This window comes from Pseudomonas sp. W5-36, assembly GCF_046540455.1.
Taxonomy (GTDB): domain Bacteria; phylum Pseudomonadota; class Gammaproteobacteria; order Pseudomonadales; family Pseudomonadaceae; genus Aquipseudomonas; species Aquipseudomonas graminis_B.
Map to the genome: position 1 here is coordinate 1 of NZ_JAXCIQ010000033.1, position 22,780 is coordinate 22,780.

The 22,780-nt window shown below is 62.1% G+C and carries 18 protein-coding genes and 1 pseudogene; 9 read left to right on the plus strand and 10 right to left on the minus strand.

The genetic code is table 11. The features are described from left to right. Positions 1 to 198: 198 nt before the first annotated feature. From eutC to eat, 3 genes are read right to left on the minus strand one after another with little or no spacing between them, the layout of a single operon-like run. Positions 199 to 1,017, minus strand: a complete 819-nt coding sequence (gene eutC / locus SLW74_RS27320) for an ethanolamine ammonia-lyase subunit EutC (protein WP_410930708.1) — start codon at positions 1,015 to 1,017, stop codon at positions 199 to 201. Between the two features lie 35 nt (positions 1,018 to 1,052). Continuing rightward, a complete protein-coding gene (locus SLW74_RS27325; protein WP_108119602.1) occupies positions 1,053 to 2,444 on the minus strand; it encodes an ethanolamine ammonia-lyase subunit EutB in 1,392 nt (463 codons plus the stop codon). A 27-nt stretch (positions 2,445 to 2,471) separates the two neighbouring features. Then, positions 2,472 to 3,824, minus strand: a complete 1,353-nt coding sequence (eat, locus tag SLW74_RS27330) for an ethanolamine permease (RefSeq protein WP_410930709.1) — start codon at positions 3,822 to 3,824, stop codon at positions 2,472 to 2,474. 449 nt (positions 3,825 to 4,273) lie between these two features. Here eat and SLW74_RS27335 point away from each other — a divergent pair, with 449 nt between their 5' ends. Further along, the gene (locus tag SLW74_RS27335) at positions 4,274 to 5,350 is read left to right on the plus strand and encodes an AraC family transcriptional regulator (protein ID WP_410930710.1); all 1,077 of its coding nucleotides are present in this window, start codon (positions 4,274 to 4,276) and stop codon (positions 5,348 to 5,350) included. 206 nt (positions 5,351 to 5,556) lie between these two features. Here SLW74_RS27335 and SLW74_RS27340 read toward each other — a convergent pair whose 3' ends face one another. Beyond that, positions 5,557 to 7,506 (minus strand): hypothetical protein, encoded by a 1,950-nt coding sequence (locus tag SLW74_RS27340; protein ID WP_410930711.1) that lies wholly within the window; start codon positions 7,504 to 7,506, stop codon positions 5,557 to 5,559. 111 nt (positions 7,507 to 7,617) lie between these two features. Continuing rightward, the gene (locus SLW74_RS27345; protein ID WP_192130117.1) at positions 7,618 to 7,881 is read right to left on the minus strand and encodes a DUF2790 domain-containing protein; all 264 of its coding nucleotides are present in this window, start codon (positions 7,879 to 7,881) and stop codon (positions 7,618 to 7,620) included. 306 nt (positions 7,882 to 8,187) lie between these two features. On the opposite strand from SLW74_RS27345, the gene SLW74_RS27350 reads away from it, so the two are divergent. Together SLW74_RS27350 and SLW74_RS27355 are read left to right on the plus strand one after the other, a co-directional pair. Further along, positions 8,188 to 8,928, plus strand: a complete 741-nt coding sequence (locus SLW74_RS27350; RefSeq protein WP_065988653.1) for a response regulator — start codon at positions 8,188 to 8,190, stop codon at positions 8,926 to 8,928. Next, positions 8,925 to 10,265, plus strand: coding sequence for an ATP-binding protein (locus SLW74_RS27355; protein WP_410930712.1), 1,341 nt, complete (start codon positions 8,925 to 8,927; stop codon positions 10,263 to 10,265). The genes SLW74_RS27350 and SLW74_RS27355 overlap by 4 nt, the downstream gene beginning before the upstream one ends. A 244-nt stretch (positions 10,266 to 10,509) precedes the next feature. Here SLW74_RS27355 and SLW74_RS27360 read toward each other — a convergent pair whose 3' ends face one another. Continuing rightward, on the minus strand, positions 10,510 to 10,857 hold the full coding sequence (locus tag SLW74_RS27360; RefSeq protein ID WP_410930713.1) for a hypothetical protein: 348 nt from the start codon (positions 10,855 to 10,857) through the stop codon (positions 10,510 to 10,512). Continuing rightward, positions 10,854 to 12,173 (minus strand): DUF6861 domain-containing protein, encoded by a 1,320-nt coding sequence (locus SLW74_RS27365; RefSeq protein ID WP_192130115.1) that lies wholly within the window; start codon positions 12,171 to 12,173, stop codon positions 10,854 to 10,856. The genes SLW74_RS27360 and SLW74_RS27365 overlap by 4 nt, the downstream gene beginning before the upstream one ends. A gap of 224 nt (positions 12,174 to 12,397) precedes the next feature. Here SLW74_RS27365 and SLW74_RS27370 point away from each other — a divergent pair. After that, positions 12,398 to 12,796: pseudogene (locus tag SLW74_RS27370) on the plus strand (ATP-binding protein); the annotation flags it as partial. 524 nt (positions 12,797 to 13,320) lie between these two features. On the opposite strand, the gene SLW74_RS27375 reads toward SLW74_RS27370, so the two are convergent. Genes SLW74_RS27375 through SLW74_RS27385 form a run of 3 tightly spaced genes read right to left on the minus strand, consistent with a single transcriptional unit; the run spans position 13,321 to position 16,502 of the window. Beyond that, positions 13,321 to 13,638: a hypothetical protein gene (locus SLW74_RS27375; RefSeq protein WP_410930714.1), complete on the minus strand. Its 318-nt coding sequence runs from the start codon at positions 13,636 to 13,638 to the stop codon at positions 13,321 to 13,323. Continuing rightward, positions 13,635 to 15,011 carry an acyclic terpene utilization AtuA family protein gene (locus SLW74_RS27380; RefSeq protein ID WP_410930715.1) on the minus strand — a complete coding sequence of 459 codons (1,377 nt, stop codon included), beginning with the start codon at positions 15,009 to 15,011 and terminating at the stop codon, positions 13,635 to 13,637. The genes SLW74_RS27375 and SLW74_RS27380 overlap by 4 nt, the downstream gene beginning before the upstream one ends. Then, positions 15,012 to 16,502 carry a CitMHS family transporter gene (locus SLW74_RS27385; RefSeq protein WP_410930716.1) on the minus strand — a complete coding sequence of 497 codons (1,491 nt, stop codon included), beginning with the start codon at positions 16,500 to 16,502 and terminating at the stop codon, positions 15,012 to 15,014. Here SLW74_RS27385 and SLW74_RS27390 point away from each other — a divergent pair. The 5 genes from SLW74_RS27390 (at position 16,480) to efeO (SLW74_RS27410) (ending at position 21,891) form a co-directional block, all read left to right on the plus strand. Next, positions 16,480 to 17,358, plus strand: a complete 879-nt coding sequence (locus SLW74_RS27390) for a LysR family transcriptional regulator (protein WP_192130110.1) — start codon at positions 16,480 to 16,482, stop codon at positions 17,356 to 17,358. The two genes, SLW74_RS27385 and SLW74_RS27390, sit on opposite strands and share 23 nt — an antisense overlap. Positions 17,359 to 17,555: 197 nt before the next feature. Continuing rightward, entirely contained in the window at positions 17,556 to 18,437 is an 882-nt protein-coding gene (gene efeU, locus SLW74_RS27395) for an iron uptake transporter permease EfeU (protein ID WP_192130109.1), read from the plus strand. 8 nt (positions 18,438 to 18,445) lie between these two features. Continuing rightward, positions 18,446 to 19,657, plus strand: coding sequence for an iron uptake system protein EfeO (gene efeO / locus SLW74_RS27400; protein ID WP_410930717.1), 1,212 nt, complete (start codon positions 18,446 to 18,448; stop codon positions 19,655 to 19,657). Positions 19,658 to 19,722: 65 nt separating this feature from the next. After that, positions 19,723 to 21,039: an iron uptake transporter deferrochelatase/peroxidase subunit gene (gene efeB / locus SLW74_RS27405; RefSeq protein WP_410930718.1), complete on the plus strand. Its 1,317-nt coding sequence runs from the start codon at positions 19,723 to 19,725 to the stop codon at positions 21,037 to 21,039. A gap of 27 nt (positions 21,040 to 21,066) precedes the next feature. Further along, a complete protein-coding gene (gene efeO, locus SLW74_RS27410) occupies positions 21,067 to 21,891 on the plus strand; it encodes an iron uptake system protein EfeO (protein ID WP_410930719.1) in 825 nt (274 codons plus the stop codon). Positions 21,892 to 22,780: the final 889 nt, after the last annotated feature.

Consider the following 22,780-nt stretch of genomic DNA (forward strand, 5'->3'; position numbering starts at 1 on the left):
TGCTTCCTCGAACAGGCCTTATACATAGATGCAACCGGGTAGCAGTGTTCGAAAAGCAGGTTGAATGTGGGGGCGAGTCCATACATAGGACCGGCTTTAGCCGGGAAAGCGGTGTCTCTGCCGGTGCAGATTCAGCGGATGCACTGGCCTCTTCCCGGCTGAAGCCGGTCCCACAAGACCCCGCAGTGCCTGAGACATTCACCCACCCAACAAAAAATTCCCCGGCCGGCTGCCCTCGCCCGCTTCCAAAACCGGCACTTGCGCGTCGTCCTTCAGGCTCACGCCGGACAATTGCCGGCGCCAGGCTTCGCGCATCAGGTACAGCAACTTGTGCGCCGCCATCGCGTAACTCATCCCTTCAAGGCGCACATTGGAAATGCAGTTGCGCGCAGCGTCGTTCAGACCCACGCGCGGTGCGTAGGTGAAGTACAGACCGAGGCTGTCCGGTGAGCTGAGGCCTGGCCGTTCGCCGATCAGGATCACCACCATGCGCGCCTTGAGCAGTGCGCCGATCTCATCGGCAACGGCGACCCGGCCCTGTTCCACCAGCACCACCGGCGCCAGGCTCCAGCCTTCAGCTGCCGCCATTTCATCGACGCGCTCCAGCATCGCCGGGCTGTGACGCTGCACCGCCAGCGCAGACAAGCCGTCTGCGACCACCAGCGCCAAATCAAATCCTTCAGGATGCGCAGCCGCGTAATCCTTCAGTTGCGCAGCCGACGCCTCGGACAAGCGCCGCCCCAGATCAGGCCGTTGCAGATACATATGGCGGTCGGTGGCCGAGCTTTGCACGGTCAGCGTTTCCCGGGACCGACCCGCCAATTGCTCAGCCAGCGCGCCGTGATCGAACGCCAGATGCACGGCATCGCGGGCCTGGGCGTGGGCGAACTGGAAATCCAGCTGCGCCGCTGTGGGCAGGCTGGTACCGGCATGCCCGAGGGCAATCCGCGCCGAGGTCAGCGAGCGCAACTGCTGCCAGGCATCGGCGTGTGCGGGTGATTTCTTGTCATCGCTCATGGCTCAGGCCCTTATCTCCACTGCTGATCAAGCGACTAATTCAATTGCGCCAGCGCCTTGCGGAACAGCGGCGGTACGCCCTGCCCCAGCCGCACGCCGCCGTCATCCTGGCGCAGAATGTCCATGCGCGTCAGCCATTCTTCGAACTCCGGCGCCGGGCGCAGACCGAGGGTCTTGCGTGCATACAAGGCGTCGTGAAACGAGGTGGTCTGGTAATTGAGCATCACGTCGTCGGACCCCGGAATGCCCATGATGAAGTTGATCCCCGCGACGCCGAGCAAGGTCAGCAGCACGTCCATGTCGTCCTGATCGGCTTCGGCATGGTTGGTGTAGCAGATGTCGCAGCCCATGGGCACGCCGAGCAGCTTGCCGCAAAAGTGGTCTTCCAGCCCCGCGCGAATGATCTGCTTGCCGTTGTAGAGGTATTCCGGGCCGATGAAGCCGACCACGGTGTTGACCAGAAACGGGTTGAAATGCCGCGCAACCGCGTAGGCCCGGGCCTCGCAGGTTTGTTGATCGACGCCGTGGTGAGCGTTGGCCGACAAGGCGCTGCCCTGCCCGGTTTCGAAGTACATCAGGTTGTCGCCCAGAGGCCCGCGCTTCAGGCTCAGCCCAGCTTCGTAGCCCTCGCGAAGGATTTCCAGGCTGATGCCGAAACCGCTGTTGGCCGCTTCGGTGCCGGCGATGGACTGAAACACCAGGTCCAGCGGCACACCTTTTTCGATAGCGGCGACCGAGGACGTGACGTGGGTCAGCACGCAGGACTGGGTGGGAATCTCGTAATGACGAATGACGCCGTCGAGCATTTTCAGCAGTTCGCTGATGGCGCTGACGCTGTCGGTGGCTGGGTTGATGCCGATCATGGCATCGCCGTTGCCGTACAGCAGACCGTCGAGCACGCTGGCGGCGATGCCGGCCGGGTCATCGGTGGGGTGATTGGGTTGCAGCCGGGTGGACATACGCCCGCGCAGGCCGACGGTGTTGCGAAAGCGGGTGACGACACGAATCTTCTGTGACACCAGCACCAGATCCTGCACGCGCATGATCTTCGACACCGCTGCTGCCATCTCCGGGGTCAACCCCGGCGCCAGGGCCTTGAGGCTGGCTTCGGTGGCGTCGTCCCCCAGCAGCCAGTCGCGAAAGCCGCCGACCGTGAGGTGGCTGACCGGGGCGAAAGCCGCGCGGTCATGGCTGTCGACGATCAAGCGGGTGACTTCATCCTCTTCGTAGGGAATCAGCGCTTCGGTGAGGAACCGCTTGAGCGGCACGTCGGCCAGGGCCATTTGCGCCGCCGCGCGTTCGGCATCACTGCTGGCGGCCACTTCGGCCAGGAAGTCGCCGGAGCGCGCCGGGCTGGCCTTGGCCATGAGTTCCCGCAGGCTGTCGAAGCGCCAGACCATGCCACCGATGCTGTGGGAAAAGCTCATGCACACCTCTTCATTCGAACCGCGTGATTAACCAGTGACCGCGACCGACGCACTGCGCCCGCGGACCATTTTGCAGAACAGCGCGCCCACGGCCATCAGGCAGATGAATATGGCGCAGATCAGCAGGTTGAACCAGACCATGGCGACGAGGCACACCACCGCCAGTACCAGCGCGATGCCCGGCACGATCGGATAGCCCGGCGCGCGGAAGCTGCGCTCGAGGTTCGGTTCGCTGCGGCGCAGCTTGAACAGGCTGAGCATGCTGATGATGTACATCACGATAGCGCCAAACACCGACATGGTGATCATCGCCGCGGTCAGTGTCATGCCCTGCAGGTTGATCACACCGTCACTGAGGATTGCGATGATGCCGATCACGCCGCCCGCGAGGATGGCGCGGTGTGGGGTCTGGAAGCGCGACAGTTTTGCCAGGCTCGGCGGCAAAAAGCCCGCCCGTGCCAGGGCGAAGAACTGCCGCGAGTAACCGAGGATGATGCCGTGGAAACTCGCCACCAGACCGAACAGGCCGATCCACACCAGCATGTGCATCCAGTTGGAGTTACCGCCGACTACCGCTTTCATCGCCTGTGGCAGCGGGTCATTGATGTTGGCCAGCGTACGCCAGTCGCCGACGCCGCCGGCGAAGATCATCACGCCGATCGCCAGCACCACCAGGGTCAGAATACCCGCCACGTAGGCACGCGGGATGGTGCGTTTGGGGTCTTTGGCTTCTTCGGCCGCCATGGCCGCGCCTTCGATGGCGAGGAAGAACCAGATGGCAAACGGGATCGCCGCGAACATGCCGCTGATGGCCGGCAGGCTGAAGGTGTCGGAGCCGGCCCAGCCGCCCAGGACAAAATTGCTGAAGCTGAAGCCCGGCGCGACAACGCCCATGAACACCAGCAGTTCGGCCACCGCCAGAATGGTGACCACCAGTTCGAAGGTCGCGGCGATGCTCACGCCCAGGATGTTCAGGGTCATGAATACGAAGTACGCGCCGATGGCCGCCACCCTTGGGTCAAGGGACGGGTACTGCACGTTGAGGTAGGCGCCAATGGCCATGGCGATGGCCGGCGGGGCGAAGACGAATTCGATCAGCGTCGCCATGCCCGCGATCATCCCGCCGGTGACGCCGAAGGCACGCAGGCTGTAGGCAAACGGGCCGCCCGCGTTGGGAATCGCAGTGGTCAGCTCGGTGAAACTGAAGATGAAACAGGTGTACATCACCGCGACCATCAGCGTGGTCACCAGAAAGCCCAGCGTCCCGGCAGTGCCCCAGCCGTAGCTCCAGCCGAAGTATTCGCCGGAAATCACCAGGCCAACGGCCAGCCCCCACAAATGCAGGGTTCCCAAGGTGGGTTTGAGTTGTGAAGCAGTCATGAGCGTGTACCCCGGTAGCCAGGCGACGGTATTTGTCTGACGTCGAGCATAGTCACAGCTGACGGGCGAAGGCTTGACCGTACGGCGCGCGGTTTGTCGTCTGCGGTCAAGTTTTGGGGGTATCTGCCGGGGGTGCGCCACGCTGGCGCGCGAAAATGGCCCGGTGCTTTATTGGGGGTCACGATTGCAGGTCAGTGTAAGGCTGCATTTCCGGGTCGGCGTGGCACCGTACTTCCCAAAACCCTGGTTGCCGGATGAGTCGCCGGGTAGCACCGCGCCTCTTGTGGGAGCGCGCTTGCTCGCGAAGCCGTCCGCCCAGCCGAGATGCGATCAAGCCTCCACAGCTGAATGGCAGGCCGGCGCGTGGGTGTCGGAAGGCGTGCTGAAGCCATGAAGGTATGACATTTGCTTGCACACTTTGCCTACACACCGTCAGAGCCTTCACCCCCATGCTCCAGACCCTCGTCCCCGCCGCCGCATCGAACACGCCCGCCGCCAGCAATCGCGGCGTGCTGTCCGCTGCTGCCAACGGGCTCGATGGTTTTATCGTGCAGCACGGCGGTGATCTGGACCGGGTGTTCGGCCGCTCCGGCATCGACCCCGAGCAACTGCTGCACCCGACCCTGAGCCTGCCACTGACCAACTACTGCAAAGTGCTGGAAGAAGCCGCCAACCAGACCGGCTGCGACAATTTCGGCCTGCGTTACGGCCAGCAATTCCGTCCACAGGCGCTGGGTCTGCTGGGCTACATCGGCCTGTGCTCGGCGACGCTGGAAGACGCGCTGATCAACTTTTCCGCCGCCTTCCCCTTCCATCAACACAGCACCCTGATCGAACTGGTCGATCAAGGCGAGTGCTACCGTTTCGACTATCAGGTGCGCCATGGCGCGATCGCCGAACGCCGCCAGGACGCCGAACTGACCATGGGCATGGCGCTGAACCTGGTGCGCCACGTGCTCGGCCCGGACTGGGCACCTCGGCAGGTCGCCTTCGAACACGCCAAACCCCAAGGCTGGCACGAACACCGCGACGTCTTCCGCGCGGACGTGTGTTTCGGGCAGAGCTGCAATTCACTGCTGATTCCCAAGGGCGATGTCGTGGGCAAGGCCATGCCCGGCAGCGACCCGGTCTTGCTGATGCTGATCAAGGACGCGATCCGTCAACTGGGCGATACCGGCAGTGGCACAAGCAACGGCCACGAGGCCACGCTCCTCGACCGCGCCCGCCAGACCCTCCTAGCCACCCTGCACTTGGGCGAGCCGGCGCTGGACGAGATCGCCCTCACCCTCGGCCTGTCCGAATGGACCCTGCAGCGCAAACTGCGCGAACACGGCATCAGCTTCACGCAACTGGTCGACCAGATCCGTCAGGAGCTGGCACTGAACCACCTGAAACAGCAGAACCTCAGCATCACCCAACTCGCCTCGCTGCTCGGCTACTCGGAAACCAGCGCGTTCTCTCGGGCGTTCAAACGATGGTTTGGGGTGAGTCCGAAGCAGTGGCGGGGGGGTGATTGCCGGGTTTGAAACGCCGACGGCCAGCTTTCCTTGTTTTTCCAGACAGCACCGGTCATGTGGGAGTGACCGGGGTGGCGCTCCACCTTGCTCATGAAAGGGCCCAAACATTCAGCCACTTTCTCTGGTGACTGACAGGAAGCCTTCGCGAGCAAGCTCGGCTCCCACAGGTAAATCAGTTCCAGCGGGCAGCGCGGCGTCTGGATCAGAAGCGCGCTCTACTTACGCCCCAAATCCTGCAACCAGTCATTCATGTTCCCCGGCAGCAGGAGTTCGTGCCGGGCGCGGGAGCTGGCGGTGTAGAGCAGTGAACACACGCTGGCCAGTGAATGCGTCGAGCCTTCACGCGGTGGGCGCATGAGGTCGCGGGAGAGCAACACAGAGTCGAATTCCTGATTCTTCACGTCTTCGACTTTCGCCAGTTTGAGAATGGCGGCCGGGTCGTTGCAGAACCTTTGGGTGGTGTCGATGAAGTCCTGCAGCCGGTTGCCCTGGCCGAGCCACTCGTGCATCGCCTTGAATTCATGGCTGCCGCCCATGGCCGAGGCCAGCGGGTCCCAGTAGGCGAAGCGGAAGATCAGCCGGTGTTGCGGGCGCAGGTCTTCTCGGTAGAGCAGGTCCAGGCCTTTGACGAACAGCGTCAGATTTTCAAGGGTGCGCGGCGGCATTTGAAAGCGCGCGCCGGCTTCGGTCAGGCGCTTGAACCAGGCAAACAAGCCCCATTCGTTGGCGACCAGAATCGTCGTGGGTTTTTCCGGAATCGGCATGACGCCGTGGCCAATGACTCGCGTCGGGTGCGGTGCGCGGCCCACGAAGCCTTCCTTGATGTCGCTGGGGTGCAACTGAATCATCGGGTTGAGCACGTCGGCCATTTGCTTGCCAGCGCGGATCGACTGGGTCATGAAACGCTGGCGAATGAAGCCGCCGTGGCGCGGGGTCTTGCCGCTGAGCTGCTGGAATTCGTCGCCCAACGTAATGACCGCCTGGGGACTGCGATCAAGGATCTGCACCATCGGCGCCGTCAGTTCGTGGCTTTCGTCGATGATGATGTGGCTGTAGTTCTCAGGGATCACTTCACTGGTCAGCGCCAGGAACTTGATCCGGTGGCTGTTGCGGATTGGCAGACGAATGTGCGGCGCCGACGGCCTGACCGTTTCGCGCCAGAGCAGGCGGCTGTATTCCAGCAGCAGGGCGATGTCCGCCTGACTCGCTGCGTGCCCCAGCGACGGCAAGTGCCGCGCTTCGATATTCGCCAGCGGCGAGAGGCTGAAACTGTGCACGGTGGCGCGACAGACCCGGGCCACGTCACGGGGCTGCAGCTTGCCCACGGCTTGCAGGTTCAGCCACTGCGCCACTTGCCGGTCATCGACCAGTGAACTGGCGCCGGTCCGCTGAATGTCGGTGTTGCGCCAGCCGCGCGCGGTCAAGTCGCGGTTGAGCAGCAGGTTGGCCATGTGGCCAAACGTGCACGCGTTGATCCGCGCGTCGGGATTGGCCTGACGCACCCGCGCCTGAAGCGCGCTCACCTGGCCCGGAAAGGTCGCCATGAGCAGGGTCTTTTCCGGGACCAGGACCTCGAAGAACTTCGCCAGCAGATACGTCTTGCCCACCCCGGCGTAGGCCTGCAGATGGAACGACTCTTCGTTGCAGACCTTGAACTCGTCGAAGATCCGGCTCTGCTGATCGCTCAGGCGCAGGACATCGCCGGACGGCATCACGACCTCGCGGGTCAGGGGTTCGAGTTTGGCGCGATGGCGCAGGCCAAAGCCGAAGTCCCACTGCCCTTCCCCGTCGAGGTAATCCTGCTGCTCAATGTCCGCGTCTTCGAGCAGACTGACGCCGGCGACTTCAAGCACCGAGAGCCCTGCGGCCAGATGGTCGGCGGTGAACCTGCCGCGCACCAGATCGGCAAAACGACCGCCCGCTTCTTCAACGGAAGCGGCCGCGCGCAGGACATCATCGAGCATGCGTTCGAGCTGTTCGACGGCGGTGTTTTGCGCGACCAGGGCCTTCAGATTGAGCAGCAGCATCAGCGCGGCGAGTTGCGGCCGGCCCGCCTGACTCAGGAAATCGTCCAGCGATTCGCCAGCGGCCAGGCCCTTGCACACCTCTTCGGTCAGGGGCAAAAACAACGACGGCGGGGGCGCGAAGGCAGCGGGTGATCTCATTGCGGGCGTCAGGTCCTGGGCGGCGCGTGGGCGCGGGCAGTCAAAAAGGAGCACAGCTTACTCCTGCCGCCCGATCACCGCCCACTTGCGTGTTGCCGCTACCGGCCAGCCTCAGTTGTCCTGCGGGCAGTTCTGGGCAACGGTTTCGTAGTTCAGGGTCTGCTGCTGACCTTGGGAATCGAGGTAGCGCAGGCGGGCATTGACCACGCCGCACACCGGCGTCGAATCGACTTCGGTGGACAGGGCCTTGGCGATGTCCAGGTGATCGCCGTACATATAAGTGTGCGCTTGAGCAACGGGTTGGGCTTGTGCGGTGAGAGCGCTGAGGCTCAGGGCGGCAAACAGGGTGGCGATGCTGAGGTTCTTCCAATTCATGATGTGCTCCGGTATGCAATGGGGTCATTCGGTTAGGGGTTCGAGGCGGTGTGCGTCTGTCGTCTCGATGGGTCCCATTGAACGCCCCGCAGGTATCCCGCTTGTGTCGCGAACGGCTGGAAAATCATCCTCACGTGTCAGAGCCCGCTGCAGATACACAGCGATACATTCGCGCCGAAAACCCGCCTTTTGCATGCGCATGTATGCCCGGCAGCGCCAGATACAGTGGAATACAAACGCCCGCAGGCAAGTCACGCGCGACTGGTTAAGATGCGCCACACATCAATGAACGCGGGAGCAGCGGCAATGGAGCACGTCGATCACATTCTGATTGTCGATGACGATCGCGAGATTCGGGAGCTGGTCGGCAACTACCTGAAGAAGAACGGCCTGCGCACCACGGTGGTGGCGGACGGCAGGCAGATGCGCGCGTTTCTGGAGTCGACGCCCGTCGACCTGATCGTGCTCGACATCATGATGCCCGGTGACGACGGTCTGCAGCTGTGCCGCGAGCTGCGCACCGGCAAGCACAAAACCACACCCGTGCTGATGCTCACCGCCCGCAGCGACGAAACCGACCGCATCATCGGCCTGGAAATGGGCGCCGACGACTACCTGGTGAAACCCTTCGCCGCCCGGGAACTGCTGGCGCGGATCAACGCCGTGCTGCGCCGCACCCGCATGCTGCCGCCGAACCTGATCGTCACCGAAGCCGGTCGTTTGCTGGCCTTCGGCAAATGGCAGCTGGACACCACCGCCCGCCACTTGCTCGACGCCCAGGGCACAGTGGTCACCCTCAGCGGCGCGGAATACCGCCTGCTGCGCACCTTCCTCGATCACCCTCAGCGTGTGTTGAGTCGCGATCAACTGCTGAACCTGACCCAGGGCCGCGACGCCGATCTGTTCGACCGCTCCATCGACTTGCTGGTCAGCCGTTTGCGTCAGCGCCTGGCCGACGACGCCCGCGACCCGGCCTACATCAAGACCGTGCGCAACGAGGGTTACGTCTTTACCTACGCCGTGGAAATTCTCGGGGATAGCCCATGAAGCTGAGCTTTGGATGGCCGCGCACCCTGGCGTCACGGCTTTCGCTGATTTTCCTGATCAGCCTGGTGCTGGCCCACGGGCTGTCGTTTGGCCTGCAATTCTATGAGCGCTACCAAAGCGCAATGACGCTGATGCTGGGCAATCTGGAGCGGGACCTGAGCACCGCCGTGGCCGTTCTGGAACGCTTGCCAGCCGACGAGCGTCAGGCCTGGTTGCCACGGTTCGAGAGCCCCAATTGTCGCTACATCCTGGGTGCCGGAGAGACCGGCGCGCCGATGAATATGAGCACAGCGCCGATGTCCGTGCATTCCATTCAGCGCAGCCTCGGCCGTGATTACGCGCTGACGTTCACGGACATTCCCGACACCCGACTGCACTATCAAGCGCACCTGACGCTGAAAGACGGCAGCCCGCTGACAATTGACATGCACCCGCGCATCACGCCGCTGTCACCCTGGCTGCCGTTGCTGTTGATCGGCCAACTGGTGCTGCTGTTTGCCTGCACCTGGCTGGCCGTGCGCACGGCCATTCGCCCGCTGACGCGCCTGTCCCACGCCGTCGACAACCTCGACCCGAACGGCGAAGGCATTCGCCTGGATGAAACCGGCCCGACCGAAGTGGCCTTCGCCGCCGTGGCGTTCAACACCATGCAGCAACGGATTTCGACCTACGTGAAGGAGCGCATGCAACTGCTGGCGGCAATCTCCCACGACCTGCAAACGCCGATCACCCGCATGAAGCTGCGCGCCGAGTTCATGGACGATGGCATCGAGAAGGACAAGCTGTGGAGCGACCTGAGCGAGATGCAGCACCTGGTGCAGGAAGGCGTGGCGTATGCGCGCAGCATGGACACATCCACCGAGACGGCGCGGCGCGTGGACATGGATTCATTCCTCGACAGCCTGGTGTTTGACTACCAGGACGTCGGCCGCGACGTGCAGTTGCACGGCAAAACCGGCGCCGTCATCGACACCCGCCCCCACGCCCTGCGCCGGGTGCTGGTCAACCTGACTGACAACGCGTTGAAGTTTGGCGGGGCGGCGGAGATTCAGGTCATTGCCCACGCCGACCAGAGCCTGTCGCTGCACGTGCTCGACCGCGGGCCGGGCATCGCCGAAGGGGAATTATCGGAAGTGCTGAAACCGTTTTACCGCGTGGAAAGCTCACGCAACCGCGACACCGGCGGTACCGGCCTGGGCCTGGCGATTGCGCAGCAATTGACGATCGCGTTAGGCGGCACGTTGAGCCTGACCAACCGCGAAGGGGGTGGGTTGTGCGCGCAATTGAAACTGCCCGCGCGGATAGCGACGGGGGCGGTGAAGATCACGGATATTTAGAGGGTGGTGACGATGACCATCCCTGGTGGGACCGGCTTCAGCCGGGAAGAAGCTGGTGTGGGCCCTGAACATTCTGCAGTGTGACGGCTGACGCATTCCCGGCTAAAGCCGGTCCCACAACAAGCACCGCGTGCAGTCAGCCCAACCAGCTTCGGCCAGGATTGGACGCAGAGCGCCCGGGGCGGCGTTGCCACGCGGAGCATGGGAATTACGGGAATCAAGGATGCGCATTATGCCCGACTAACTATTTGTCGAAAGATACAACCGTGATTTTTCCATTCTCAGGGTTCACGGAATAACTCACTCCATTCCAGTTGCCCGCAATAAGATCGTGGTTCTGGCCTATGTTGATATTCACATACGGCTTGTCTTCTTGAGTTCCATGGGGGCTTTCTTCTATCTGCCAGAGAACTTCGCCCTCATGGCTAATCCCATAAACATTTCTGTTGAAAATGACACCGGCTGGAGGTTCGACGCGAACGATGATTAGATCATGATAAGCAAGTGCCTCTTCTACGGGATGCGGAAGATTGAATGTTCGGTTGCCGATGGTAAGTTTTCCGTGGACTATCTCAAATGCAATGTTATTCATTGGCCAAGCCTTATGGTGTTTTTAAACGCGGAGGTGGGCAGTCGTTGAAGCAGCTCGTACTGCGTGGCGTTACCCATCCCACCAAAAACTGGATTCACCACTCCGGTCCTGATCCGGGTTCCGGCTGGAACAGATACTTCTGACATGAAGGTGGGGAGCTCAGGAAGCGCGAATTTAGACTTTATTTCCGCTGCTGTAAGCCCTTTTATGGCCTCTGATTTCATCATCCACGAGCGCGCCATATTCGTCTCTCCATGTACCCTTACATAGACGTCATCAACAGTGGATGTAAATTCTGTCACTCGGGTGCCAGGTCTATAAGGTGGCGACCAACCTTCAGGATACGTCGAGTTCACTTCAGCTGCGGAGCGAAACTCAATATCTGTTCTTTTCGCATACTTGCCAGGCGCAATGTTCTTTGATGGCTCGATATCCGGCTCTGCCACTTTCGCTGAAGGATTCGTCTCATCGACACGCAACTCGGGATTGGAAAGCATCTTTTGCTGATTTCGCTCAAGCCAAGCCGCCAGCTCTCTGTTAGGCATTCCGGCCCGCAAGCTTGCACTTCGTGTGGCGACGGTTTCCATGGTGTTGAGCACACCACCCACTATCCGCCCGCGATTGAGGTAACTGACGATAGCCGTGAAGAGAAGCAACACCAGTTGTTCCTGACCACTTGCGAGCTGCCGCGCTGCACGACCAAGGCGTTCGTCTATCATGGCTGCGGAACCACCTGTAGGATCTAACCCCGCTGGCGTTAAACCATCCTCGGCGCACCACGCCATAGTTACGCCTTCGTACAAGGCGATTACGCAAGGCATGAGTCCTCGGCAAAAGTATTCACTTATGGCTGCCAAGCCAAGAGCCATCAGGATTAGGTTGCCCACCTGCAAGCCAATGCTCCCACCAATCATGGCTCCGGGCGCCGCACCTGCACCAAACGCCACAGACCCTGCAATGCCGCCTGCAAGGGTCCCGACCGCGACGCTCCCACCCACAATCATTACGACTTCTCGAATTAACTGCATTAAGACCGGAAGAATCTTTTCAATTTCGATCGATGCCCACTTTCGCGTCAGGTCAGCATGAACAATTGGGTAGGACATGGCCACTGCGAGCCGTAAAGAGTCAATGTGGCTGCCGCCCGCGTAGCCGTAAGCCGTCGTAGCGGCACTGCCGATACGACGAGTGAATCCGTCCCAGCTATCGTTTGCGCTTTGCAAACCATGATCGATGCTCTGATTTATCTCGTTGAATCTATGATCGAGGTTTCGCTCCACGTCATCCCAACTTGGAACGTTTTTTAGAAGATCCATTTATTACCTCAGTCCTTTGCAAAGAGTGGTAGTTGCCTCCAATGCGGGTTTGAATTTACCGAAAGCCTACGCCTAAACTAGAAAACCATTTAGCCGGAGACGTCGAATGCCTCAAGCCGCACCGATACCATAGTCATCACCCCGGGTGCATGCGGCAATTGCTCCATGCAGAGATCCTAGCCCTGCATAATGCTCCGCAGTTTAACAAGCTTTTCGAGAGATTCGAGTTTTGTGCCAAAACCGGCGCCGTCATCGACACCCGCCCCCACGCCCTGCGCCGGGTGCTGGTCAACCTGACTGACAACGCGTTGAAGTTCGGTGGGGCGGCAGAGATTCAGGTCATTGCCCACGCCGACCAGAGCCTGTCGCTGCACGTGCTCGACCGCGGGCCGGGCATCGCCGAAGGGGAATTATCGGAAGTGCTGAAACCGTTTTACCGCGTGGAAAGCTCACGCAACCGCGACACCGGCGGTACCGGCCTGGGCCTGGCGATTGCGCAACAATTGACGATCGCGTTAGGCGGCACGTTGAGCCTGACCAACCGCGAAGGGGGTGGGTTGTGCGCGCAATTGAAACTTCCCGCGCGGATAGCGACGGGGGCGGTGAAGATCACGGATATTTAGAGGGTGGTGACGATGAGCATCCCTGGTGGGACCGGCTTCAGCCGGGAAGAAGCTGGTGTGAGCGCTGACCATTCTGCAGTGTGACGCCCGGCGCATTCCCGGCTAAAGCCGGTCCCACTGAAAGCACCGCGTGCAGTCAGCCCAACCAGCTTCGACCGGGATTGGACGCAGAGCGTCCGGGGCGGCGTTACCACGCGGAGCGTGGGAACGATCGGATATCAGCGTCTGAATAGGGCCTCTTCCCGGCTAAAGCCGGTCCCACAACAAGCACCGCGTGCAGTCAGCCCAACCAGCTTCGGCCAGGATTGGACGCAGAGCGCCCGGGGCGGCGTTGCCACGCGGAGCGTGGGAACGATCGGATTGTGGGTCCATCCGGCGAATGCGCCGTGATCGATGACCTGTTCCCGGCTAAAGCCGGTCCTACAAAAATTGCGGTTGGCGCCGGCACCATTGGCACACCGCGCCCGCGTAGGACCGGCTTTAGCCGGGAAGGCGTCGGCCGCTGCACCGCAAAACTCGCAGCCTCACACGTCGATGTCCAGCAGCGCCGCCCCCAGCGCCTTGCCGTGGGCATCAAGGGCCAGGGATCGTGTGACGCCGCCCTTCAAAATGCCCGGCAGCACAAAGTTCAGGGCATGCACCTTCGGCAGTTCATACCGACGCACCCGCAAAGCATCGTCCCCCAGCAGCTCGGCGAAATGCGCAGCCACCCGCTCGACCGTCAGCGCCTGCAGCAACCGCGGATAGTCGTCCGCGTTGAACGCGATGACCGAAATATTCGAGGTATCGCCCTTGTCGCCGGTCCGGGAATGGGCCAGTTCGCGCAATTTCACACTACTCACGATGCGTCCTCCAGATGAACCTGCGCCTTGACGGCATCCCGCGGCAAGAGCAGCGACGCCACTGCCACTACTTGCCGCACGCCCTTGGTCGCGCCGCCGCCGCCATACGGCCCGTTGGTGTAGAGGGTTTCCACTTCATTGCCGATGCGCACGGCCTCGGCTTTGTCTGCACAGCGAGCGGCGACCCGCAGGCGCACTTCCCATGGCTCGGCCGCTGCCCGCGAACCCAGCGCCGCACCGTGCAACGCGTCCACGCCGATCAGTTCGGCGCGCACGTCCTCAAAGACCACGCCGGTCAGCTGCAAACGCTCCAGCACCACGTCCCGCCCCAGTTGCGCACGGGCCAGCGCGCCGGGGCCGCCGTAGGAAATCTGCCCTTCGCCGATCCAGCCATCGAGATAGCCCACCGACACCTTCAGCGTCTCGGGTCGCGCACGGCCGTCGGCGCCTTCAGCCCGCACTTCGTTGGTGGCAACTGGATGGAACGACACACCGGAAAAATCCGCCGTCACGTCCGGGGTCAGGTACGCCGCCGGGTCGTGGACTTCATACATCATCTGCTCGGTGCAGGTGGCGGTGTCGATGCGCCCGCCGGAGCCCGCGACCTTGCTGATCACCGCCCTGCCCTCGGCGTCGACTTCCGCCAGGGGAAACCCGAGGCGCGCCAGATTCGGCACCTCTTTCACACCTGGATCAGCGAAGTAGCCGCCGGTGATCTGCCCGGCGCACTCCAGCAGATGGCCGATCAAGGTGCCGCGTCCCAGCCGCGTCCAGTCGTCTGCTGCCCAGCCGAACTCAAAGAGCTGCGGCGCGAGAAACAATGAAGGGTCCGCCACACGACCCGTAATCACCACATCGGCATCGGCCCTCAGCGCCTCGACAATTCCCTCGGCGCCCAGGTACGCATTCGCCGAGATCAACCGATCACCCAATGAAGCAATCGTCGCGCCGTTATCCAGTACCTGTTCAGGGCTCGCATTGAGCACAGCGAGCACGTCATCCCCCGTCACCGCCGCGACCTTCAGCCCGTGCAGCCCCAACTCGACCGCGATGCGCCGCACTTCCCGCGCGGCCGCCAGCGGATTGGCCGCGCCCATGTTGCTGATCAGCCGCAGTCGACGCTGCCCCGCCTCTCGCGCCGAGCCCAGCCCAAGCCCCACGACCGGCAGCACGCGGCGCATGCGCTCGCTCAGCAGCGGGTCAAAACCGGCCTCGGGATCGCTGAGCCGCGCCTGTTGCGCCAGGGCAATGGTGCGCTCGGCCAGGCACTCGAAAACCAGATAATCCAGTTCGCCCTTCTCGGCCAGCTCGACCGCAGGCTCGATACGGTCACCGGAATAACCGGCCCCGGAGCCGATACGTAATGTCTTCATTTAAAACACTCCCAGCAGCAGTGCGGTCAGGGTCATCAGCACCGATGCGGCAAACAGAAACGGAATGGTGAAGCGCTGGTGGTCAGCCAGCTCGACCTTGCACAGGCCGACCAGCAGGAAGGTCGCCGGTGTCAGCGGGCTGACCGGGAAGCCGGTGGTGTGCACGCCCAGCAGCGACGCCTGGGCCACTTGCAGCGGATCGACGCCGAGGGAGCGGCCGACTTCGGCGATCACCGGCATCACGCCAAAATAGAAGGAATCGGGATCGAACAGCAGGCTCAGCGGCATGGACAGGAAGCCCACCACCATCGGAATCAACTTGCCATGGCCGGCCGGAATCTGCGCCACCGCCACTTCGGCCATGGCCTTGAGCATGCCGGTGCCCTGCATGATCCCGGTGAACACACCCGCCGCCAGAAGAATGCTGGCCATGGTCAGGGCCGTTTTTGCGTGGGCATCGATGCGCGCGCGCTGGGCGTCGACGTTGGGGTAGTTGATGCACAGCGCCAGCACCGTGCCGACCATGAACATCACCACCGGATCGACCCAGCCGGAAATCATCACTGCCATCACCACGATGGTCAGCAGCAGGTTGAGCCAGAACAGACGCGGCCGGCGCAGCACCGCTTCCTGCTCGGTCAGCACCCGCTGCGGCACCACATCGATGTGCTCGGCGGTGGTTTGAAAACGGCCCAGCCCCAGGCGCTTTTCCTCACGACGCCCGAGCATCCAGGCGCAGAAGAAGACAAACGCCAGGCCGACGATCTGCACCGGAATCAGCGGCTGGAACAGCTCGGACACCGGCACGTGCAGTGCCGCCGACGAGCGCAGCACTGGGCCGGTCCACGGCAGGAAATTCACCCCCGCCGCCATCGCCGCGACGCAGGCCAGAATCCGCCGGTCGATGCCCAGCCGCGTGTACAGCGGCAGCATCGCCGGGATCGTCACCAAGAAGGTCACCGCGCCGGAACCGTCGAGGTGCACCAGCAGCGCCAGCAGTGCGGTGCCAACGACAATCCGCGTAGGACGCGTGCCCACCGTGCGCAGGATGCGGTCGATGATCGGGTCGAGCATGCCGGCGTCGGTCATCACCCCGAAGAACAGAATGGCGAAGACGAACATGCCCACCACCGGGGCGACGTTCTTGATGCCGGTGATGATGAAGCCGCTGGTTTGCAGACCGAATCCGCCGATCAGCGCGGCGATGATGGGCAAGGCGATCAGGGCGACCAAGGGCGAGAGGCGCTTGCTCATGACGGCGGCGAGCAGGCAGAGGATGGTAATGACACCGAGGGTGGCGAGCATGGTGTGATCCTTCGTCGTCCCTGACCGGCGTGCGGCGGGACGAGCTGTTGTTGTTTTCATCGAGTATCGAAACGGGGGTAAGCTTTGTAAATTGAAATGTTCGGCGCCCTGCGTTCGGAAAAACCGAATCAACTGCCGTGACGAAACCGTGGAAAACAACGCCATGAAGAACTCGATCCAGCACATCCGCGCCTTTCTCACGGTCGCCCACACCGGCAGCTTTGCCAAAGCGGCGCTGGAGCTGAACCTGTCGCCGTCCGCGCTGACCGTGCAGATCCAGCAGCTGGAAGAATGGCTCGGCGTCGCCTTGCTGGAGCGCAGCCCGCGCCAGGTCAGCCTGACCGCTGCCGGCCAGAACAATCGCGGGCCCATGGAGAAACTGCTGCTGGACCTGGACAACATCGTCGGTGGCTCGCGGGATCTGGCGGCACTGCGCCGGGGCGTGGTGACCATCGCTGCCCTGCCCTCGATGTGTTCCGGCACGCTGCCGCCGCTGCTGAAGGCCTTCCGCGAGCAGTTTCCCGGTGTCGAGGTGCGCCTGCGTGACGTGGTGGCGCAACGGATCGATGCGCTGGTGCGCGAGGGCGAAGTGGATTTCGGGCTGGGGGTGCGGGCCCGCATGGGTCACGGCCTGGCGTTCGACGTGGTGATGGTGGACCGGCTGAGCCTGTTCGTGCCCGCAGATCATCCGCTGGCACGGGAGCGCTCGGTCACCCTGCAGGCGCTTGCTGGGCAGCCGATCATCCTCACCGGCCGCGACAGCAGCGTGCGCGAGCGGGTGGAACAGTTATTTGCCGAAGAAGGGCTTGTGCTGACGCCTGGGCTGGAAGCGAACTACATGTCGACGGTCATGGCGCTGGTGCGGCAGGGCCTGGGGATGACGCTGCTGCCGGAATCCGCCGACGAAGGCCGCGGCGATTTGGTGCAGGTCCGCATTGAGCATCCTGGGGTGTGTCGGGAGATAGGACTGATTACCCGAGCGGGCGTGAGCCTGAGCCCCGCCGCGCAGCGATTCGTCGAAACAATGAAAGCCGCCCTGTGAACGCCACCACCTCTTGCAGCCTGCCGCTCGCCCACCACCTGAACCCCACCTGAACACCTGCACAACAAGCAGGGTTTTGCAAAAAAACCAGTACACCCATTCAATAATGAGTATCATTATGTTACACAATGGCTGAATGCGAATGGCTACATGACGCATTCACGTCGCACACCCTATCAGATCTGCACCGGTGATAAATGCTCGTTCCTTTTTTGATCATGCTGCGCGAAGGGATTGAAGCCGCGCTTATCGTTGGCATCATTGCCAGTTACCTGAGACAGACCGGCCGTGGCGAGTGGATGCCCGCGGTGTGGATCGGCGTGTTTCTGGCCGTCGCCCTGGCGCTGTTCGTCGGCGGTGGCCTGGAAATGGTCAGTGCTGAATTCCCGCAAAAGCAGCAGGAACTGTTCGAAGGCATTGTCGGCCTCGTCGCCGTGGTGATACTCAGTTCGATGGTCGTGTGGATGCGCAAAGTCGCCCGCTCGGTCAAACATGACCTGCACCAGTCCCTGGACGCCGCGTTGGCCGGGTCGAGAAACCAGACCTACGCGCTGATCGGCATGGTGTTCTTCGCCGTCGCCCGCGAAAGCCTCGAAACCGTGTTCTTCCTGCTCGCCGTGTTCCAGCAGAGCGAAGGCATGTCCGGCCCGCTGGGTGCGCTGTTCGGCCTGATCATCGCGGTGTGCATCGGCGTCGGCATCTACAAAGGCAGCATGCGCCTGAACCTGAGCAAGTTCTTCCGCTACACCGGCCTGTTCATCCTCGTCGTCGCGGCGGGCATTCTCGCCAACTCCGTGCGCTCGCTGCACGAAGCCGGTGTCTGGAACCACTTCCAGGACGTGGTCTTCGACATCAGCGCGATCCTGCCGATGGACGGCCCGACCGGTTCGGTGCTGGCCGGCATGTTCGGTTATCAGGATGCGCCGACCGTCAGCGTGCTGGTGGCGTACCTGGCGTACCTGTTCTTTGCGCTGTTCCTGTTCTTCAAGCCTCAGGCGCGGGTGGTGAGTCTGCCTACCCGCCCGGCCCATGAACACGGCCACACTTCTTCAGTTACGAATTCAGTTACGAACAAATAAGGGCACTCATGAACTCCACTGCCAACGGCCTTCCTCCGAAGAAAGCCAAGCCCCCACGCGCCCTGCAGTTCGCCGTTGCAGGCTCGGTGATTCTGATGATCGCCGCCGGCGCCATGTTCTACTTCGCCTCCCAGGCCGCGCAGAAAAAGCGCATCGCCAACAGCGGCAATGAAACCGTCGTGACCATCAACGCGAAGAGCTGCGAGCCGAACTCGATCACCGTGCCGGCCGGCAAGAACGCCTTCCGCATCGTCAACGCCTCGGATCGCGCCGTGGAGTGGGAAATCCTCGACGGCGTGTTCGTGGTGGAAGAGCGGGAAAACATCGTTCCGGGCCTGAGCCAGATCATCAACGCCAACCTGCAGCCAGGCGACTACGCGATTACCTGCGGCCTGCTGAGCAACCCGCGGGGCACCCTGCACGTGACGCCAACCGCTGAGTCGGACGCCGCCGCCAAAGCGCGGCCGTCGATGGTCGCCTTCATCGGCCCGCTGTCCGAATACCGCGTCTACTTGAGCACCCAGAGCAGCGCGCTGATCCGCGCAACGAACGATCTGCAGCAAGCCATCGACAGCGGCGATCTGGCCCAGGCGCAGAAAGCCTACGCGCCGGCCCGTGCCGCCTATCAGCGCATCGCCCCTGCAGCCCAGCGCCTGTCCGAGCTGGACAACGCGATCAACGCGCGCGCCGACTACTACGAGAAACGCGAACAGGATCCAGGCTTCGGCGGCTTCCACCGCCTCGAATTCGGCCTGTTCTCGCAGAAATCCGTCGATGGCCTGACGCCGGTCGTGCAGAAGCTGCAAGCCGACATCGCCAGCCTGAAACAGCAACTGTTGGCCCAGAGCATCGCCCCGGAGCAACTGGCGAGCATGGTCGTGCGCAACATGCGCAGCATCGCCGAGGTCCGCAACAACGGCGAAGAAGAACGCTACAGCCACCTCGACGTGAACGGCTTTGCCGCCAACCTGGAAGGCACGCGCAAGGTCATCGACCTGCTGCGTCCGCTGCTGACCAAGACGTCCGGCGACGTGCTGAAAAAGATCGACACCGCGAGCACCGCACTGGATGACCAGCTGCTGATGCTCAAGACCGCCGACGGCTTCAAACCGTACGACCAGGTCAGCACCGAACAACGAAAACAAATAGCAGACAAGGCCAAGGCACTGGCCGACGCACTCGATGGAATCGATCCGGCCCTCGGCCTCTCAGGCCTGTGAGCGTGCCCGGGCGGGCGCCCCACGCGCCCGCCTGGCCTTGAAACCAGAGCGAAGACAGCATTCACATGAAAGACTCCGATTCAAAAAACGCGCCGATCTCTACTGACCGTCGCCGCGTCCTTCTGGGCCTTGGCGCTGCAGGCGCAGCGGTGGCCGGTGCCAGCCTGACCGGTAACGCGTTCGCCGCCACCGCGCCGGCGCAGGTCACCGAAGCACCGAAAAGCGAAAAGACCCAGGACCACAACGCGTTCCACGGTCAGCATCAAAGCGGCATCGTCAACCCGCGCCCTGCGGCAGGGATGTTGGTTTCCTTCGACGTCCTAGCGCAGGACCGCGAAGACCTTGAGCGCATGTTCCGCACCTTGAATGAGCGGATCACGTTTCTCATGACCGGCGGGGCCGTGCCCCAGGTCGACCCGAAACTGCCACCGCTCGATTCCGGCATCCTCGGCCCGGTGGTCACGCCTGACAACCTGACCATCACCGTGTCAGTGGGTGACTCGCTGTTCGACGACCGCTTTGGTCTCGAACCCGTCAAGCCCAAGCGTTTGCAGCGCATGGTCGGTTTCCCCAACGACGCGCTGGAAGCCGAGTGCTGCCACGGCGACTTGAGCATTCAGTTCTGCTCGAACGCCCCGGACAGCAACATTCACGCCCTGCGCGACATCGTGAAAAACCTGCCGGACCTGCTGCTGGTGCGCTGGAAACAGGAAGGCACCGTACCCGCCCAGGCCCCGCTGAAACCGGGCCAGGCCCCGGAAAGCGCGCGCAACTTCCTGGGTTTCCGCGACGGCTCCGCCAACCCGGATTCGAACAACCAGAAGACCATGAACGAACTGGTCTGGGTGCAACCGGGCAGCGACGAACCGGCCTGGGCCGCCAATGGCAGCTATCAGGCGGTGCGCATCATCCGCAACTTCGTCGAGCGCTGGGACCGTACCCCGCTGCAGGAACAGGAAGCCATCTTCGGCCGGGTCAAAACCACCGGCGCGCCAATGGACGGCAAGACCGAAGCCGACGTCCCGAATTACCACAATGACCCGGCAGGCAAGATCACCAAGCTGGATTCACACATCCGCCTGGCGAACCCGCGCACGGCGGAGACCCAGCGCAATCTGATCCTGCGTCGCCCGTTCAACTACTCGAACGGCGTGAACAAGAACGGTCAGCTCGACATGGGCCTGCTGTTCATCTGCTATCAGGCGGATCTGGAGAAAGGCTTTATTACCGTGCAGACACGCCTCAACGGCGAGCCGCTGGAGGAGTACCTCAAGCCGATCGGCGGCGGTTATTTCTTCACCCTGCCGGGCGTGGTCGACAACAACGATTTCATTGGCCGGTCGCTGCTGGCCGCCTCTGCCCAGACAACAAAAACTGCCTGACACCCTTTACCTCACAGGAAGAGCTCTATGAAAAAGTCGCCTCTCGCGTTGTTGCTTACCTTTGGCGTATTGCAGACATCGATGTCCGCGTTCGCTGCCACCGCGCCGCTGGACCTGGTCACGCCGGTTTCGGACTACAAAATCTACGTGACGGAAAACGTCGACACCCTGGCTGCCGACACCCAGAAGTTCACCGACGCGATCAAGAAAGGCGACCTGGCAACGGCGAAGAAGCTGTTCCCGACCACGCGTCTGTCGTACGAGTCGATCGAGCCGATCGCCGAGCTGTTCAGCGACCTGGACGCGTCGATCGACTCCCGTGAGGACGATCACGAAAACGGCGTGAAGGCCGACGATTTCACCGGTTTCCACCGTCTGGAATATGCGTTGTTCTCGCAGAATTCCACCAAGGATCAGGGCGTGTTCGCGGACAAGCTGCTGGCTGACGTGAAAGAGCTGCAGTCGCGCATCGCGGACATGACGTTCCCGCCGGAGAAGGTGGTAGGCGGTGCGGCTGCGCTGATGGAAGAAGTGGCGGCGACGAAGCTGTCGGGCGAGGAAGATCGTTACAGCCACACTGATCTGTATGATTTCCAGGGCAACGTTGACGGGTCGAAGAAGATCGTCGATCTGTTCAAGCCGCAGCTGGAGCAGTCGGACAAGTCGTTCGTGGCGAAGGTCGAGAAGAACTTTGCGACGGTGGACAAGATTCTGGCGAAGTACAAGACCAAGGACGGTGGCTACGAGACGTACGATAAGGTGAAGGAGCAGGACCGCAAGGCGCTGGCGGGTCCGGTCAATACGCTGGCTGAAGATCTGTCGCAGATGCGCGGAAAATTGGGTTTGAACTGATTTAGATGCGCTGAAAAGCCCGTTTGCCGAGAGATTGGCAATCGGGCTTTTTTATGGGCGCGCCGTTTGTTGGATTGGAGCTCTATCCATTATTTGTGTTTGCTGAAGTTATGGTTCCGCCCTTACGGCGGGTCACTTTTGGCAAAAGCGCCCCAAAAGTAACCAAAAACGCTTTGCTCCCGGTTGGGCCCGACTTCGTCGGGTTCCTTCACTCCGGCCTCGCTCCGTGCGCCCGCGCCGAACGGGCATCCATGCCCTGACGGCGCTCTCGCCGCATCCATGCGGCTCGGCCCACTCCGCAAGACCTGCGTTCAGCCTGCACCCAAGTCGCGATTGGCGGTGTTTGAGCCTTTTGCGTATTAAGATCAAAAGCAGATCAAGGGCTTCCCGGCTAAAGCCGGTCCTACGATGACCGCGGTGTTTGTAGGACCGGCTTTAGCCGGGAATGGACGCGGAGCGTCCTCAGATGCATACCCACGCAGAGCGTGGGCACCATCAGAGGGAATGAATGCGGTGTCAGTAGGACCGGCTTCAGCCGGGAAGAGGCCAGCCCAGGCGCCAGCAATTTTGCTGACCGCACCCCCATCCTGTGGAGCGAGCTTGCTCGCGAATGCTGCATTTCAAACACCAATTATTTGACGGCTGTACCAATGCCTTCGCGAGCAAGCTCGCTCCCACAAGTCCCCAGTATCCTCAGACCGCAATCCGCTTTTGATCTGCTTCTGATCTGCTTCTGATCTGCTTCTGATCTGCTTTTGATCTTCATACGCAAAAAGCGCAGACACCGCAGAACGCGACTTGGGTGCAGGCCGAACGCAGACGACGCGCAGTGGGCCGAGCGGCATGGATGCCGCGAGAGCGCCGTCAGGACATGGATGTCCGTTCGGCG

Coding starts and splice junctions, on each gene's coding strand:
- eutC (WP_410930708.1), bottom strand. CDS start 1,017: ATGAGCGATGACAAGAAATCACCCGCACACGCCGATGCCTGGCAGCAG.
- SLW74_RS27325 (WP_108119602.1), bottom strand. CDS start 2,444: ATGAGCTTTTCCCACAGCATCGGTGGCATGGTCTGGCGCTTCGACAGC.
- eat (WP_410930709.1), bottom strand. CDS start 3,824: ATGACTGCTTCACAACTCAAACCCACCTTGGGAACCCTGCATTTGTGG.
- SLW74_RS27335 (WP_410930710.1), top strand. CDS start 4,274: ATGCTCCAGACCCTCGTCCCCGCCGCCGCATCGAACACGCCCGCCGCC.
- SLW74_RS27340 (WP_410930711.1), bottom strand. CDS start 7,506: ATGAGATCACCCGCTGCCTTCGCGCCCCCGCCGTCGTTGTTTTTGCCC.
- SLW74_RS27345 (WP_192130117.1), bottom strand. CDS start 7,881: ATGAATTGGAAGAACCTCAGCATCGCCACCCTGTTTGCCGCCCTGAGC.
- SLW74_RS27350 (WP_065988653.1), top strand. CDS start 8,188: ATGGAGCACGTCGATCACATTCTGATTGTCGATGACGATCGCGAGATT.
- SLW74_RS27355 (WP_410930712.1), top strand. CDS start 8,925: ATGAAGCTGAGCTTTGGATGGCCGCGCACCCTGGCGTCACGGCTTTCG.
- SLW74_RS27360 (WP_410930713.1), bottom strand. CDS start 10,857: ATGAATAACATTGCATTTGAGATAGTCCACGGAAAACTTACCATCGGC.
- SLW74_RS27365 (WP_192130115.1), bottom strand. CDS start 12,173: ATGGATCTTCTAAAAAACGTTCCAAGTTGGGATGACGTGGAGCGAAAC.
- SLW74_RS27380 (WP_410930715.1), bottom strand. CDS start 15,011: ATGAAGACATTACGTATCGGCTCCGGGGCCGGTTATTCCGGTGACCGT.
- SLW74_RS27390 (WP_192130110.1), top strand. CDS start 16,480: ATGAAGAACTCGATCCAGCACATCCGCGCCTTTCTCACGGTCGCCCAC.
- SLW74_RS27385 (WP_410930716.1), bottom strand. CDS start 16,502: ATGTGCTGGATCGAGTTCTTCATGGCGTTGTTTTCCACGGTTTCGTCA.
- efeU (WP_192130109.1), top strand. CDS start 17,556: ATGCTCGTTCCTTTTTTGATCATGCTGCGCGAAGGGATTGAAGCCGCG.
- efeO (WP_410930717.1), top strand. CDS start 18,446: ATGAACTCCACTGCCAACGGCCTTCCTCCGAAGAAAGCCAAGCCCCCA.
- efeB (WP_410930718.1), top strand. CDS start 19,723: ATGAAAGACTCCGATTCAAAAAACGCGCCGATCTCTACTGACCGTCGC.
- efeO (WP_410930719.1), top strand. CDS start 21,067: ATGAAAAAGTCGCCTCTCGCGTTGTTGCTTACCTTTGGCGTATTGCAG.